At 70.7% G+C, this 13,583-nt stretch carries 12 protein-coding genes; 5 read left to right on the forward strand and 7 right to left on the reverse strand.

Features of this window, described 5'->3' with window-relative positions; all coding sequences use genetic code 11:
• Nucleotides 1-178: 178 nt before the first annotated feature.
• Both otsB and SM447_RS28525 read right to left on the reverse strand, forming a co-directional pair.
• Nucleotides 179-2,740: a trehalose-phosphatase gene (gene otsB / locus SM447_RS28520; RefSeq protein ID WP_474576015.1), complete on the reverse strand. Its 2,562-nt coding sequence runs from the start codon at nt 2,738-2,740 to the stop codon at nt 179-181.
• 41 nt (nt 2,741-2,781) lie between these two features.
• On the reverse strand, nt 2,782-4,182 hold the full coding sequence (locus SM447_RS28525) for an alpha,alpha-trehalose-phosphate synthase (UDP-forming) (RefSeq protein ID WP_119579773.1): 1,401 nt from the start codon (nt 4,180-4,182) through the stop codon (nt 2,782-2,784).
• 341 nt (nt 4,183-4,523) lie between these two features.
• Here SM447_RS28525 and ettA point away from each other — a divergent pair, with 341 nt between their 5' ends.
• The 4 genes from ettA (at nt 4,524) to SM447_RS28545 (ending at nt 8,055) form a co-directional block, all read left to right on the forward strand.
• Nucleotides 4,524-6,200 (forward strand): energy-dependent translational throttle protein EttA, encoded by a 1,677-nt coding sequence (gene ettA / locus SM447_RS28530; RefSeq protein WP_474575972.1) that lies wholly within the window; start codon nt 4,524-4,526, stop codon nt 6,198-6,200.
• A gap of 15 nt (nt 6,201-6,215) precedes the next feature.
• On the forward strand, nt 6,216-6,662 hold the full coding sequence (locus tag SM447_RS28535; protein ID WP_474575973.1) for an acyl-CoA thioesterase: 447 nt from the start codon (nt 6,216-6,218) through the stop codon (nt 6,660-6,662).
• Entirely contained in the window at nt 6,659-7,339 is a 681-nt protein-coding gene (locus tag SM447_RS28540) for a DUF8185 domain-containing protein (RefSeq protein ID WP_474575974.1), read from the forward strand. The genes SM447_RS28535 and SM447_RS28540 overlap by 4 nt, the downstream gene beginning before the upstream one ends.
• 131 nt (nt 7,340-7,470) lie before the next feature.
• A complete protein-coding gene (locus tag SM447_RS28545; RefSeq protein ID WP_474575975.1) occupies nt 7,471-8,055 on the forward strand; it encodes a type III secretion system chaperone family protein in 585 nt (194 codons plus the stop codon).
• A 79-nt stretch (nt 8,056-8,134) separates the two neighbouring features.
• On the opposite strand, the gene SM447_RS28550 is transcribed toward SM447_RS28545, so the two are convergent.
• The 3 genes from SM447_RS28550 to SM447_RS28560 all read right to left on the reverse strand — a co-directional run bounded on the left by SM447_RS28550 (nt 8,135) and on the right by SM447_RS28560 (nt 11,280).
• A complete protein-coding gene (locus tag SM447_RS28550) occupies nt 8,135-8,563 on the reverse strand; it encodes a globin (protein ID WP_474575976.1) in 429 nt (142 codons plus the stop codon).
• Between the two features lie 62 nt (nt 8,564-8,625).
• Nucleotides 8,626-10,005 (reverse strand): MFS transporter, encoded by a 1,380-nt coding sequence (locus SM447_RS28555; protein WP_474575977.1) that lies wholly within the window; start codon nt 10,003-10,005, stop codon nt 8,626-8,628.
• A 222-nt stretch (nt 10,006-10,227) separates the two neighbouring features.
• Nucleotides 10,228-11,280: a mechanosensitive ion channel family protein gene (locus SM447_RS28560; protein ID WP_474575978.1), complete on the reverse strand. Its 1,053-nt coding sequence runs from the start codon at nt 11,278-11,280 to the stop codon at nt 10,228-10,230.
• Nucleotides 11,281-11,531: 251 nt separating this feature from the next.
• On the opposite strand from SM447_RS28560, the gene SM447_RS28565 reads away from it, so the two are divergent.
• Nucleotides 11,532-12,065: an HNH endonuclease gene (locus SM447_RS28565; protein ID WP_099853138.1), complete on the forward strand. Its 534-nt coding sequence runs from the start codon at nt 11,532-11,534 to the stop codon at nt 12,063-12,065.
• Between the two features lie 119 nt (nt 12,066-12,184).
• On the opposite strand, the gene SM447_RS28570 is transcribed toward SM447_RS28565, so the two are convergent.
• Both SM447_RS28570 and SM447_RS28575 read right to left on the reverse strand, forming a co-directional pair.
• Nucleotides 12,185-13,021: a class F sortase gene (locus SM447_RS28570; protein WP_474575979.1), complete on the reverse strand. Its 837-nt coding sequence runs from the start codon at nt 13,019-13,021 to the stop codon at nt 12,185-12,187.
• 13 nt (nt 13,022-13,034) lie between these two features.
• Nucleotides 13,035-13,583 (reverse strand): hypothetical protein, encoded by a 549-nt coding sequence (locus SM447_RS28575; RefSeq protein ID WP_474575980.1) that lies wholly within the window; start codon nt 13,581-13,583, stop codon nt 13,035-13,037.

A 13,583-nucleotide genomic window follows, 5' to 3' on the forward strand; every position in this document is an offset into this window, starting at 1 on the left:
ACGACGAGGGTGTGGCCCGCCGCGCCCCGCGCAGGAATCAAGCCTGACCGCCCGGAACCGGGCACGGCGGGCCACACCCCCAACAGCGCCCACAAACGGGGCACGCCAGCCCACGCAGCGCCCACAAACCGCGGCGGCCGGAGATACGTGGATCTCCGGCCGCCGCGTCTGACGGTCGTTACTGCTTGAGCATGTTGTCCAGCAGCAGCGCGCAGCGGATCACCCCGAGGTGGCTGTAGGCCTGCGGGTGGTTGCCCAGGCCACGCTCGGCGAGCGGGTCGTACTGCTCGGGCAGCAACCCGGTCGGGCCCGCCGTGTCGACCATCTGCATGAACAGCTCCTCGGCGTCGGTCCGCCGGCCGGTGCGCAGGTACGCCTCGATGAGCCATGCCGTGCAGATGTGGAAGCCGCCCTCGCGGCCGGGCAGGCCGTCGTCCCAGTGGTAGCGGTAGACGACCGGGCCGCTGCGCAGATCCGCCTCGATCTTCAGCACGGTCGACAGGAAGCGGGGGTCGTCGCCGGCGAGCAGCCCGGAGATCCCGATCCACAGCGACGAGGCGTCCATGTCCTCGTCGCCGTACGCGACGCTGTACGCCTCGGCGTGCTCGTGCCAGCCGTACTCCAGGACGTTGGCGGCGATCCGGTCGCGCAGTTCCACCCATTCCGGCCGGTCCTCGCCGCCGTGCTGGCGCATCACGTGCAGCGCCCGGTCGACGGTCATCCAGCACATCACCTTGGAGAAGACGTGGTGCCGGGGCGGCAGGCGGGCCTCCCAGATGCCGTGGTCCGGCTCGTGCCAGCGGCGGCGGACCGCCTCGACCATGTTCTCCAGCACCCGCCACTCCTCGGCGCGTACCGAGCCGCGCACGTCGGCGGTGGCCGCGATCAGGTCGGCGATCGGACCGAAAACGTCGAGCTGGAGCTGGTGGTTGGCGAGGTTGCCGACGCGTACCGGGCGGGATCCGGCGTAGCCGGGCAGGGTGTCGATGACCGCCTCGGCGCCCAGTTCGTAACCGTCGACCGTGTAGAGCGGGTGCAGCCGCTCGGGGTGCCCGCCGGTGCGCTCCACGCAGCCGTCCACCCAGCGCAGGAACGCCTCGGCCTCGGCGATCGAACCCAGATCGACCAGGGCTCGGGCGGTCATCGCGGCGTCACGCAGCCAGCAGTAGCGGTAGTCCCAGTTGCGTACCCCGCCGAGTTCCTCTGGCAGCGAGGTGGTGGCCGCGGCCAGGATCGAACCGGTCGCCTCGTGGCAGAGGCCGCGTAGCGTCAGCGCGCTGCGGGCGACCAGGTCCCGGGCGGTGGTCGGCAGCCGTAGCGAGGCCACCCACTCCTTCCAGGGGCGTTCCGCCGCGGCCTGCCGCTCGTGGATCGGCAGCCGGTGATGTTCCAGGCTGTGCGTACCGAACCGCAGCTCCAGCACCACCTGCCCGCCGAGCGCGGCGAGGTCCACCACCGCCTTCGCGGTCTCGTACCCGCCGTCGTTGCCGACCTCCCACTCCACGCCGGGGGAGTAGAGCGCGACCGGTTCGTTCGAGCCGAGCACCAGCAGGCCGTCGCCGACCGGCTGAAGCTGCACGGCGACCTGGGCGAACTCCGGCCGGGGCGCGAACTCGACCCGGACCCGACCGCTGCCGGTCAGGACCCGGATCAGCGTCGAGTCACCGGAGATGACCGCCGGGCCGTCCGGCGTGGCCCGGGGGTCGGGCTTGTCGAGCCAGTCGGTGACGGTGAGACCCGACCAACGGGTCTCCACGGTCATCGTGCCGGACCGGTAGCGCTGGCCCAGCGGGATGCCCCCGCGTTCCGGGGCGACGCTGAAGTGTCCGGCCGGGCTGCCGCCGACCAGGTCCGCGAAGATCGCCGCCGAGTCGGGCTTGGGGTTGCACAGCCAGCTCACCTTGGCGTCCGGCGTGAGCAGAGCGACCGTGCGACCGTTGGCCAGCATCGAGTGCCGTTCGATCGGTACCGCCCGCTCGCCGAACAGCCAGTGCCGGCGCGTCTCCAGCAGCAGCCCGAGCGCGCGGGCCGCCTCGATCGGCTCCGCCACCCGGTAGCCGGCCTTGGTCTCACCCGGGCCGATCTTGATGCCGACGTCCGGACCGTGCAGGTTGCCGAAGGCGTTCTCATCGGTGATGTCGTCACCGATGAAGAGGACCGCGCTGGCGGAGAGCTGGGTGCGCAGCTGGTCGACCGCCGTCCCCTTGTGGGTGGCGACCACGGAGATCTCGATGACCTCCTTGCCCTGGGTGACGGTGACGTCCGGCCAGGTGGCCGGGCCGCTGCGGACCGCGTCGATGGCGGCGGCGGCGACCTGCGGATCCACGCCACGGGTGTGGACGGCGACACTCGCCGGCTTGCGTTCCAGTCGAACACCGGGGTGCTCCGCGGCGATCTCCCGCAGCGCGTCACGCAGCCGGGTGCGCACGGCGATCAGTTCGGGGGAGAGGCGCTCGACGAAGCCGATGTCGAACTCCGAGCCGTGGCTGCCGACCAGATGGACCTCACTGGGCAGCCGGGAGAGCGCGGCCAGGTCACGAAGGGCGCGGCCGGAGACGACCGCCACGGTGGTCTGCGGCAGCGCGGCCAGGGCCCGCACCGCCGCCACCGACTCGGGCAGGGGTACGGCCTTGCTGGGGTCCTCCACGATCGGAGCGAGTGTGCCGTCGTAGTCGCAGGCGACCAGGAGCTGGGGTACCCGGGCGATCCGCCCGATGGCGGCGCGCAGCTCCGGATCCATCGTCCCGGCGACGGGCGTGACGATCTCGTTGGACGTCGCGTTCACGCCGCCTCCATGTCGGGCACACCGAGTTCGGTGAGGAAGGACTTCGCCCAGTGCCCCACATCGTGGGTGCGCAGATGGCGTTGCATGGTCCGCATACGGCGACGAGCCTCCGGCTTCTCCACATGCACGGCCCGTAGCAGAGCGTCCTTGACCGCGTCGGGGTCGTGCGGGTTGCACAGGAACGCCTGACGCAGCTCGGTGGCCGCGCCGGCGAACTCACTGAGTACGAGCGCGCCCCCGTGGTCCGCCCTCGACGCGACGTACTCCTTGGCGACCAGATTCATTCCGTCTCGCAGCGGGGTAACCATCATCACGTCGGCGGCGGCGTACATCGCAGCCAGTTCGGTCCGACTGTACGACTGATGCAGATAATGCACCGCCGGCACGCCAACCCGGCCGAATTCGCCATTAATCCGACCAACTTCGCGCTCCACCTTGACGCGAAGTGCCTGGTAGTGCTCCACGCGCTCGCGGCTCGGCGTCGCGACCTGCACCATAACCGCGTCGGGCACTGTCAACTTTCCGTCAGCGAGCAACTCTCGGAACGCCTTGAGGCGCAACTCGATGCCCTTGGTGTAGTCGAGCCGGTCGACGCCGAGGATGATCGTCCGGGGGTTGCCCAGCTCCTCGCGGATCTCCTTGGCCCGGGCCTGGATCGCCGGGTCGGCGGCCAGCCGCTCCATCTCCTTGGTGTCGATCGAGATGGGGAAGGCGCCGGCCTTGACCTGACGGCCGTCCACCTGGATCATCTGGCCCTCGTAGCGCAGCCCGAGCAGGTGCCGGGCCAGCCGGACGAAGTTCTGCGCGGCGAGTCGTTGCTGGAAACCGACCAGGTCGGCGCCGAGCAGGCCGCGCAGGATCTCGGTGCGGAACGGCATCTGCATGAACAGCTCGATCGGCGGGAACGGGATGTGCAGGAAGAAGCCGATCCGCAGATCGGGGCGGAGCTCCCGGAGCATCGCCGGCACCAGCTGGAGCTGGTAGTCCTGCACCCAGACCGTGGCGCCCTCGGCGGCGACCTCCGCCGCGGCCTCCGCGAACCGGGCGTTGACCAGGCGGTACGCCTCACGCCAGCGGCGCTTGTAGGCCGGCGTCTCGACGGCGTCGTGGTACAGCGGCCAGATCGTCGCGTTGGACTGTCCCTCGTAGTAGCGCTCCAGCTCCTCGGCGCTCAGCGGCACCGGGTGTAGCCGGATGCCCTCCAGGTCGAACGGCTCGGGAGCTGCGCCGGTGCCGCCGGCCCAGCCCACCCAGGTGCCCTGATGCTCGGCGAGGACAGGATGTAGCGCGGTGACCAGCCCGCCCGGGCTGCGTCGCCACTGCCGTCCCTCGGGTGTGCTCACCTCGTCGACCGGCAGTCGGTTCGCCACTACGACAAAGGAGCTACGGACGGTCACGATCGGCCACCTCCGGGTGCTGACGGGTCCACCGCGATGAGCGTACTGAGCGTAGCTGCGGCGTCTGTTCCCCTGTGCCGGACTCACCTACCCGTCCCGAACTCGCCGAACCGTGGACGTGATCATGTTGACAGGCGAGCACTTCCGACCGATTTCCGGGTCGGTTCGGAGGGCCGCGTACCGCCGCTGGCGGGGCGATGTGGGCGCGGCCCGTCGTACCTGTCAGGATTGACGATGGCGTGCGCGCGGCCGGCTCCCGGCCGACGGCGGCGGGCGGCGGCCCTGAAGCCGCGTCCGTACCACGCGAATCGGCGATCGAAAGCGACGGAGGAGCCCGCACCGTGGCCCAGTTCATCTACGTCCTGGACAAGGCGCGCAAGGCGCACGGCGACAAGGTCGTGCTCGACAACGTGACGCTGAACTTCCTGCCCGGTGCCAAGATCGGTGTGGTCGGTCCGAACGGCGCGGGCAAGTCCAGCCTGCTCAAGATCATGGCGGGCTGGGACCAGCCGAGCAACGGCGAGGCCCGGCTGATGCCCGGCTTCACCGTGGGGATGCTCGCCCAGGAGCCGCCGCTCAACGACGCCAAGACCGTCCTCGGCAACGTCGAGGAGGCGGTCGCGGAGACCAAGGCCAAGCTGGAGCGGTTCAACAAGATCGCCGAGCAGATGGCCACCGACTACTCCGACGAGCTGATGGAGGAGATGGGCCGGCTTCAGGAGGAGCTGGACCACGCCGACGCGTGGGACATCGACTCCAAGCTCGAACTGGCCATGGACGCGCTGCGTTGCCCGCCGCCGGACGCCGACGTCACCCAGCTCTCCGGTGGTGAGCGTCGGCGGGTGGCGCTCTGCAAGCTGCTGCTGGAGGCCCCCGACCTGCTGCTGCTCGACGAGCCCACCAACCACCTGGACGCGGAGAGCGTGCAGTGGCTGGAGCAGCACCTGGCCAAGTACGCCGGCACCGTCGTCGCCATCACTCACGACCGGTACTTCCTGGACAACGTGGCCAACTGGATCCTGGAACTGGACCGTGGCCGGGCGTACCCGTACGAGGGCAACTACTCCACCTACCTGGAGAAGAAGGCCGCCCGGCTGGCCGTGGAGGGTCGCCGGGACGCCAAGATGAAGAAGCGCCTGGCCGACGAGTTGGAGTGGGTGCGCTCCAACGCCAAGGCCCGGCAGACCAAGTCCAAGGCCCGTCTCGACCGGTACGACGAGATGGCCGCCGAGGCGGAGAAGACCCGCAAGCTGGACTTCGAGGAGATCCAGATCCCGCCGGGCCCGCGCCTGGGCAACACCGTCATCGAGGCGAACGGCCTGACCAAGGGCTTCGGCGACCGGGTGCTGATCGACAACCTGTCTTTCTCGCTGCCGCGCAACGGCATCGTCGGCATCATCGGCCCGAACGGTGTCGGCAAGACCACCCTGTTCAAGACCATCGTGGGGCTGGAGGAGCCGACCGCCGGCCAGGTCCGCGTCGGCGAGACGGTGTCGCTGTCCTACGTCGACCAGAACCGGCAGGGCCTCGACGGCGACAAGACCGTCTGGGAGGTCGTCTCCGACGGGCTGGACCACCTCATGGTGGGCAAGGTCGAGATGCCCTCGCGGGCCTACATCGCGGCGTTCGGGTTCAAGGGCCCCGACCAGCAGAAGCCGACCAAGGTGCTCTCCGGTGGCGAGCGCAACCGGCTCAACCTGGCGCTGACGCTGAAGATCGGCGGCAACGTCATCCTGCTCGACGAGCCGACCAACGACCTGGACGTGGAGACCCTCTCCAGCCTGGAGAACGCGCTGCTGGAGTTTCCCGGCTGCGCCGTGGTGATCTCCCACGACCGGATGTTCCTGGACCGGGTCGCCACGCACATCCTGGCCTGGGAGGGCGACGACGAGAACCCGGCGAAGTGGTTCTGGTTCGAGGGCAACTTCGAGGCGTACGAGAAGAACAAGGTCGACCGGCTCGGCGCCGAGGCGGCTCGTCCGCACCGGGTGACGTACCGCAAGCTGACCCGCGACTGACCGGGCGGGTCTGTCGTGGCTGACCGGTTCGTCTACCACTGCACCCTGCGCTGGTCCGACCTGGACGCGTACGGTCACGTCAACAACGCCCGCTTCCTCACCCTCTACGAGGAAGCCCGGGTGGCGTTGATGTTCGTCGGTGCGCGGGCGAACGGGGTGGACTCGTTCGCCGAGGGCGTGGTGATCCGCCGGCACGAGGTCGACTACCTGCGGCCGGTCGACTACGCCCTGGACCGGGCCACCCCCGAGTCGGCACCCACCGTCCGGATCGAGCTGTGGGTCGAGCAGTTGCGCGCCGCGTCCTTCACTGTCGGCTACGAGATGTACGACGGTGAACTGCTCATCAGCCGGGCCCGTTCGGTGCTGGTGCCGTTCGATCTGGCGCTTCAGGTGCCCCGGCGGCTCAGCGATCACGAGCGGACGTTCCTGCTCGGGTACGCCCCGCAGGGCGGCACGCCGTGAGCGTCGGGCACGGCATCACCGACGTCGCCGACGCGGGGGCCTTCCTGGCCCGGCTCGTGCGGTTGGAGCGGGCCGCCCTGGTTCGGCTCCGGCCGGCGGCCGTCGGCGCGCGTACCGCCCTCTGGGCCCGCCTCCCGTGGGGTGTGCTGGCCGTGCGGACGGTGGCCGGTCCGGGTGCCGGTGACGTCACCGTCGCCGCCGGGCAGCTGCTCGCCGAACTCGCCGCCGGCCGCGCGGAACTGCCGGCCCGGCGCGACGCGCAGTGGCGGTGGGCGCTGCCACCTGGCACCAGCCGTCGGGTCGAGACGCTGCCGGGTGGTGAACTGCGCCGGCTGGCCGAGGCGGCGGCGGGCACCCTGCGCGAGGCGGCCGAGCACGGGATCGGCGGCCGGGCGGTGGGGCAGCGGATGCTGCGCGACGCCCTGCTGGACCACGTGGCGGTGGTGGTCACTCCGGACGACGAGCCTGACCGTCCAGTGGAGGTGACCCAGCGGATGGTGCAGGGGCTGATTCGGATGGATTTCCTCGGTCCGTCCGGGAATTCGCCGGATGGTGACGACGTGCAGGTACGCGCGGCCGGACGATGGGTCGGACTGGTGGGACCGTACGGAGCCGTCTGGTCGCAGAAGGCCACGGATCTTGTCGTACGGCCCTCTGTGGCTCATGCGAACGGATGACCTCTCTTCATCCTTCCGGCTTGGTGCTGGCGTTGGGGGGATGCTTCGTTCCGGCTGTCCGGGTACCGTCCATCCTCGGATCCAACCCACCGTAGGCGACTGGATCCGCTGGGGAGTGAGGTGCGCGAGCGATGCCGTGGTGGTCATGGCGCCCAGGTCCCGCCAGTGGCGGTGACCCGGAAACTCGAAGCAGGATCACGGTGGAAGGTGCCGTCCGGGTCGGACCGCCGGCGCCCCGCCAGCCGGGCGACGACTGCCCGGGTGCGGAGCGCCCGTTGATTGCCGACATGCCAGCCACCGTCGAACAGGTCACCCTGCGCCGCATCTGCGACGCGCTCGACCTGCTCGACGTGCGGTACCTGGCCGACGGCGACGGCAACCTGCTGGCCATGTGGGAGCGGCACGCGGTGCTGGTCACCCTGGAGGGGCCGGAGGACGAGATCCTCGTGCTGCGGGCCCGGCCACACGCCACGGTGCCGCCCGACTGGGCGGACCGGGCCTACCGGGTGGTCAACGAGTGGAACCACACGCGGCGCTTCTGCAAGGCGTACGTGGGCGACGCGACCGAGCGCGGCCAGTTGCCGATCTACGCGGAGTTGCAGGTTCCGCTCGCGGCCGGCACGCACGACGCCCTGCTCGTGGAGCTGCTCGACTGCGGCGCCGCCGTGGCCACCAGCTTCGTCGACTGGCTGCACGACGAGGGTGCCCTGCTCTGAGAGCCGTCGGGGAACCTCGCGGGTTCCCGACAAGCTCCGACCGGCGGTGACGGCCGCCCCGTTTAGCGGCGGGGCGGCGTCAGGCGCGGGTCGCCGGGTCCTCCATGTCGTTCACCATGAAGTACGCCGCCCGTTCGAGGTAGTTCCACAGCTCGGTGGCGAGCGCCGGGGGCAGGTCGAGGCTCTCGACCGCCCGGCGCATGTGGCGTAGCCAGGCGTCGCGTTCGGCGGCACCGATCCGGAACGGGGCGTGCCGCATCCGCAACCGGGGGTGTCCCCGTTGGGCGGAGTAGGTGTTCGGTCCTCCCCAGTACTGCATGAGGAAGAGCCGCATCCGGTCGGCGGCCGGGCCCAGGTCCTCCTCCGGATACATCGGGCGCAGCAGTGGATCGGCGGCGATGCCGACGTAGAACTCCTCGACCAGCTTGCGGAACGTGGGCTCGCCGCCGACGGCGTCGAAGAACGTGACCGCCTCGCCGTGGCCTTGGGACTCACCTGCGGGATTCACCGTTCCATCCTGCCAGGGCCGGGCCGGCGCTCGCCCGGCCGGCACCGGGTGAGCACGGTGGCTCAGGTCACCGCGTGCCGGGGCCGTCCCGGGCCCACATGTCCGGACCCGGGCTCCTCCGGGGATGTCCCGTCCGGCGGTGTGCCGTTGGCCACCGTCCCGTTGGCGCGGCGAGAGGCGGCTCGGGCTTCCTCGACCGAGGCGGTCACGGTCTGCTGGTCGGGCCAGCGCAGGGCGACGATCGACATCAGCACCACCCCGGCGGCGCTCCACACGCCCACCACGATCGGGATCGGAAAACGTTCGGCGATCAGCCCGGTCACCAGTACGGCCGCACCCTGGATGACCTGTACACCGGTGGCCATGACACCGAACGCCCGGGCCCGGAACCCGTCCGGGAGAGCCTGCACGAAGAGCCCGTTGGCCATCGGAAGCAGCCCGGCGACCGCGAACCCGCAGACGGCGGCGAGCAGCGCCACCACGACCGGTGGCGGGTCGAGCAACGCGGGCACCAGCGCCAGCGGCGCGACCACGGCCAACGGTCGCAGCAGGAGCAGCCGTCGGGCCGGTGCGATGGTGCGGCCGATGATCAGCCCGCCGAGGATGAACCCGACCGGGGTGGCCGCCATGATCACGGCCTGCGCCAGCCCGGGATCCATGCTCTCGCCCGCGTGTTCGTTCGCCCAGGCGGCGGCCAGTCCTTCGGGCACGATGGAGAAGAGCATGGCGCTGAAGACCAGCACGGCGATCGCCCGTAGCACGGGCGTCCGGAAGACGATGTGGAAACCCGCGGCGGTCTCCCGTAGCAGGTGACTGCGGTGGTCGCTGGTCATGGCCGGCGGTCGATCGCGCACCCCGAGCCGGACGAGCAGGGCCGACAGCGCGAAGGCACCCGCGTTCATCAGCAGCGCCGCGGTGGGGTTGACCGTCGCCACGGCGGTACCGAGCAGGTAGCCGACCACCTGGGCGGCCTGCCCCACGCTGGCGTTGACCGAGAGCCCGACGACGAGTCGGTCCCCGGGCAGGATCAGCGGTAGCAGGGCCGAGCGGGCGGCCTGACCCGGTGGGTTCGCCAGCGTGGTGGCGAACAGAAGCGCCAGGATCACCGGTACCGGCATCCCGGGGATGGCGACGAGCAGCATCAGCGCCATGCGGATGAGGTCGCAGACGACCATCACCTGCCGGAACCGGTGCCGTTCGGCGATCGTGGCCAGCAGGGGCCCGCCGACCAGCCAGGGCAGATAGCTGACCGCGAAGGCGGCGGCCGACAGCGCCACGGACTCGGTCTCCCGGTAGATCAGGAGGGTGACCGCCGCCTTGGCGACGTAGTCACCGACCCAGGTCAGCGTGCTGGCCGCGAAGACGGCTCGATACTCACGCTGGGCGAAAACCTCCCGGAAGGTGGCCGGCCCTTCCGGAGAAGGTCGCTCGTCGGACACCATCGCCTCCATCGTCCCGGTTGCTGGCCACTCGTGATGGGCTGCCGGGACCATCGTCAGGTCTGCGGATCAGCGAGGACGTGACACCGCTCGGTAAGCGCGTGCACCGGATTCTGCCCGATCGTCTGACAACTGGCTAGGGCGAACGGTTGGTTGGTCGCATCTCCGACTGAACGAACGGACGATACCCGAGGGGCCGCTCGGCCGCGACCCCCGACGGTCGGCTCAGGTGGCACCGCCCTGGCCGGTCTCGGAGTCGGATCGAGTAGGTACACCGGGGTAGAGGCGGCCCGCAGCGATCCGTGCCGTGATGCCGGAGTTCTCCAGCGCCTCGGCGAGCCGGCGCCGCAGTTCCCGACCCACGCTGAACTGTCCGTCGGCGGTGGTCTTCACCACCGTCCGGATCACCGTGCCCTCCACCGTGACCTGCTCGACGCCGAGCACCTCCGGCGGCTCGACGATGGACTGCGCCAGCTCCGGGTCCACGGTGACCGAGGCGGCGGCGGTACGCAGCACCGCTGTCGCCTCCTCGGTGCCGGCGAAGCCGATCGGCAGGTCGACCACCACCAACGCCCAGCCCTGGCTCTTGTTACCCACCCGCACGATCTCGCCGTTGCGGATGTACCAGAGCACGCCCCGCCCGTCGCGGACGGTGGTGACCCGAAGTCCGACCGCCTCGACCACGCCGGTCGCCTCGCCGAGGTCGACGTTGTCGCCCACCCCGTACTGGTCCTCGATCAACATGAACAGCCCTGCGATCAGGTCCTTCACCAGGCTCTGCGCCCCGAAACCGAGCGCCACACCGGCGATGCCCGCGCTGGCCAGCAGTGGTGCCAGGTCGAAGCTGAACTCCTTGAGCACCATCAGCAGGGCGATGCCGTAGATGAACGCGGTGCTCATGCTGCGCAGCACCGAACCGATCGCCTCGGCGCGCTGCCGGCGGCGCTCCGGAACGAACTCGCCGGGCTCGGTGGCGGCGGTCGGGATGCGTTCGCGCAGCGGGCGGAGCATGGTCGGCACACCGGCGTCGCTGGTGCTGCGTACCAGCCGGTGGATCGTGCGGTGCACCAGCCACCGGGCGGCCAACGCCAGCAGCAGGATCATGACGATCCGCAGCGGCTTGACCAGGATCCAGAAGCTGCCCTCGGCGAACCACACCGAGTCGGTCCAGTTGAAGACGATCTTGCACAGAGCCTCGTCCAGGCACTCCGGGCTCGGCGTATCGACCGGTTCCGGGCTGGACGGGGCGGGGGTGGGACTGACGCTGCTTACGGTCACCCTGTTTTCGTACCGCAACCGCCCGGTGGGTTCGCCGCCGACCCACCGGCCGGTGACGCCGGCCCGGTCGAGCGCGCCCGGGGGAAAGCGCCGGTGGTACCCAGGATTAGTACGTGCATTCGCGGGTCCGATCAGGGACGATTGGCGCAGCGGACGTCGGTGATCCGGCCGGCGTCGACGTGGTGCCCGGCCGTGCCCGGGACCGGTCGGCGGTGGCGAGTGGGAAGCCGCTTGACCGGGAGGGTGACGCGATGCCTGACATACGACCCACGGTGGGCTCCGGCGCGCTGGTTCTCAACGCCACCTACGAGCCGCTGTGTGTCGTGTCGGTACGTCGTGCCGCGATCCTCGTGCTCTCCGCCAAGGCGGTCTGTGTCGCCGACGGCGACGGCATCCTGCACAGCGCCCGCAGCGCGCTGCCGGTGCCGTCGGTCGTCCGGCTCACCCGTTTCGTCCGGGTGCCGTACCGCACCCACGTGGGGCTGTCCCGCCGGGCCATCTTCGCCCGGGACGGCTGGCGTTGCGCGTACTGCCGGGGCCCTGCCGAGACCATCGACCACGTCTTCCCGCGCAGCCGGGGCGGCCGGCACGCCTGGGAGAACGTGGTCGCCGCCTGCGCCAGGTGCAACCACACCAAGGGCGACAAAACCCCCGCCGAACTCGGTTGGCGACTGCACTCGCTGCCCACCGCCCCGAAAGGGATCGCCTGGCGGGTGCTCGGCCACCGCGCGCCCGACCCGCGCTGGGCCGACTGGCTGGACCTCCGCGAACCCGAAGCCGCCTGACCCGTCACCGGCCGCCTGCCCCCCAGCTCAACCCCGCTCAAGATACCCATCCGCCCTCGCGGACGACATCCCCGCGCCCTCCGCACGGAGAGTGCGCCGAACCCCACAGCAAGACAAGATCACCGAGCCTCGACCAGAGAAGCGAACACCACCACGTTGTCCGCGTACCCCGTCTCCCCACCGACCCAGCGTCCGCCGCACGTGATCAGCCGCAACTGGGGACGGCTGAAGTCGCCGAAGACGTCGTCCGCCGGCAGCTGTTCCTTGTCGTACCGGCCGACCCGGTCCACCTCGAAGACGGCCACCGAGCCGTCCGAGCGGGCCACCTCGACCCGGTCGCCCGCCCGCAGCTCCGGCAACTGATGGAAGACGGCCGGGCCGGTGGTGGTGTCGACGTGTCCCACGATGACGGCCGGCCCGTACTGACCGGGGGTGGGCCCCTGGTCGTACCAGCCGGCCTCCTGGGCCCGCTCGGCGGGCGGCGCGGCGATGCTGCCGTCGGGCGCGATGCCCACGTTGTGCACCGGGGCCGACAGGTCGATCCTGCTGATCTCGATGCCGACCGGCTCGCTCGCCGCCAGCAACGGGAACTTCTTCGGTGGCGGTGCCAACCCGGCGATGAAGCGGTCCGGCAGCAGGCTCAGCCCGGTCAGCCGCTCCACGCCGAGCATCGTGATGATCAGCAGCATCAGCGAACCGATCACCAGTACCGGCAGCCCGGGGCCGGAGTGACCTGATCGTCGGGTCCCCACCGCCCAGGCCTGACGCCGCCTGGGTGGTAGCGGCGCTGCCGCCGGATCGGGCGTGGCGACGCTGGCCGAACCCATCTGCGCGGTGACCCGGGCCAGGCGGCGGGCCGCCGTGACCACTCGCCGCCAGGCGCGACGGGTCTGGCGGGTGGTGGCCCGACGCCGACCGGGACCCGGTTCCGGCGTGGGTACGCGGAAGCCGGCCATGGCGACGCAGAGGTCAGGAACCGGCCCGGCGTCGGCTGCTGAACAGCCCGAAGACCACGACTGCGGTCACCGTGGCGACGCCACCCAGCAGCAGCATCGAGCCGGTGCTCCGGTCGGCGGTACCGCCACCACCGGTCGCCGGGCCCTTGGTGGGCTGGTCCATGTTCAGCACGGTCAGGGTGGTGCTGGCCGTCCGGTCGTTGTCGCAGCGCAGGTGCACCGGATAGTCGCCGGCGGCCTTGTTGCCGGGCACGGTGACCGAACCGGTGAGGAAGCCGTTGTCCGGCCGCAGGAAGACCCGGTTGAACGCGTCCGAGGTCACCTCGGCCTGACGGTCGTTGGCGTTGTCGCAACTGGCCCGGATGCTCACCCGGGAACCGGCCTGGACGCTGTTCGGCGTCACCTCGACGAAGGTGTTCTCACCCGCTCTGGCGGGCGCCGCGCCGGGCAGGACCAGCACCCCGGCCAGGGCGAATGCCGCGACCAGGACGAACGCACCGAACAGTCGGGCGATGGTCGACGGGGCGTGGCGGACGCCTCCGTACTGTCGCAGACCCCGCAT

This window comes from Micromonospora aridisoli (assembly GCF_056150025.1).

Coding starts and splice junctions, on each gene's coding strand:
- SM447_RS28565 (WP_099853138.1), top strand. CDS start 11,532: ATGCCTGACATACGACCCACGGTGGGCTCCGGCGCGCTGGTTCTCAAC.
- SM447_RS28570 (WP_474575979.1), bottom strand. CDS start 13,021: ATGGCCGGCTTCCGCGTACCCACGCCGGAACCGGGTCCCGGTCGGCGT.
- SM447_RS28555 (WP_474575977.1), bottom strand. CDS start 10,005: ATGGTGTCCGACGAGCGACCTTCTCCGGAAGGGCCGGCCACCTTCCGG.
- SM447_RS28545 (WP_474575975.1), top strand. CDS start 7,471: ATGCCGTGGTGGTCATGGCGCCCAGGTCCCGCCAGTGGCGGTGACCCG.
- SM447_RS28575 (WP_474575980.1), bottom strand. CDS start 13,583: ATGCGGGGTCTGCGACAGTACGGAGGCGTCCGCCACGCCCCGTCGACC.
- otsB (WP_474576015.1), bottom strand. CDS start 2,740: ATGGATCCGGAGCTGCGCGCCGCCATCGGGCGGATCGCCCGGGTACCC.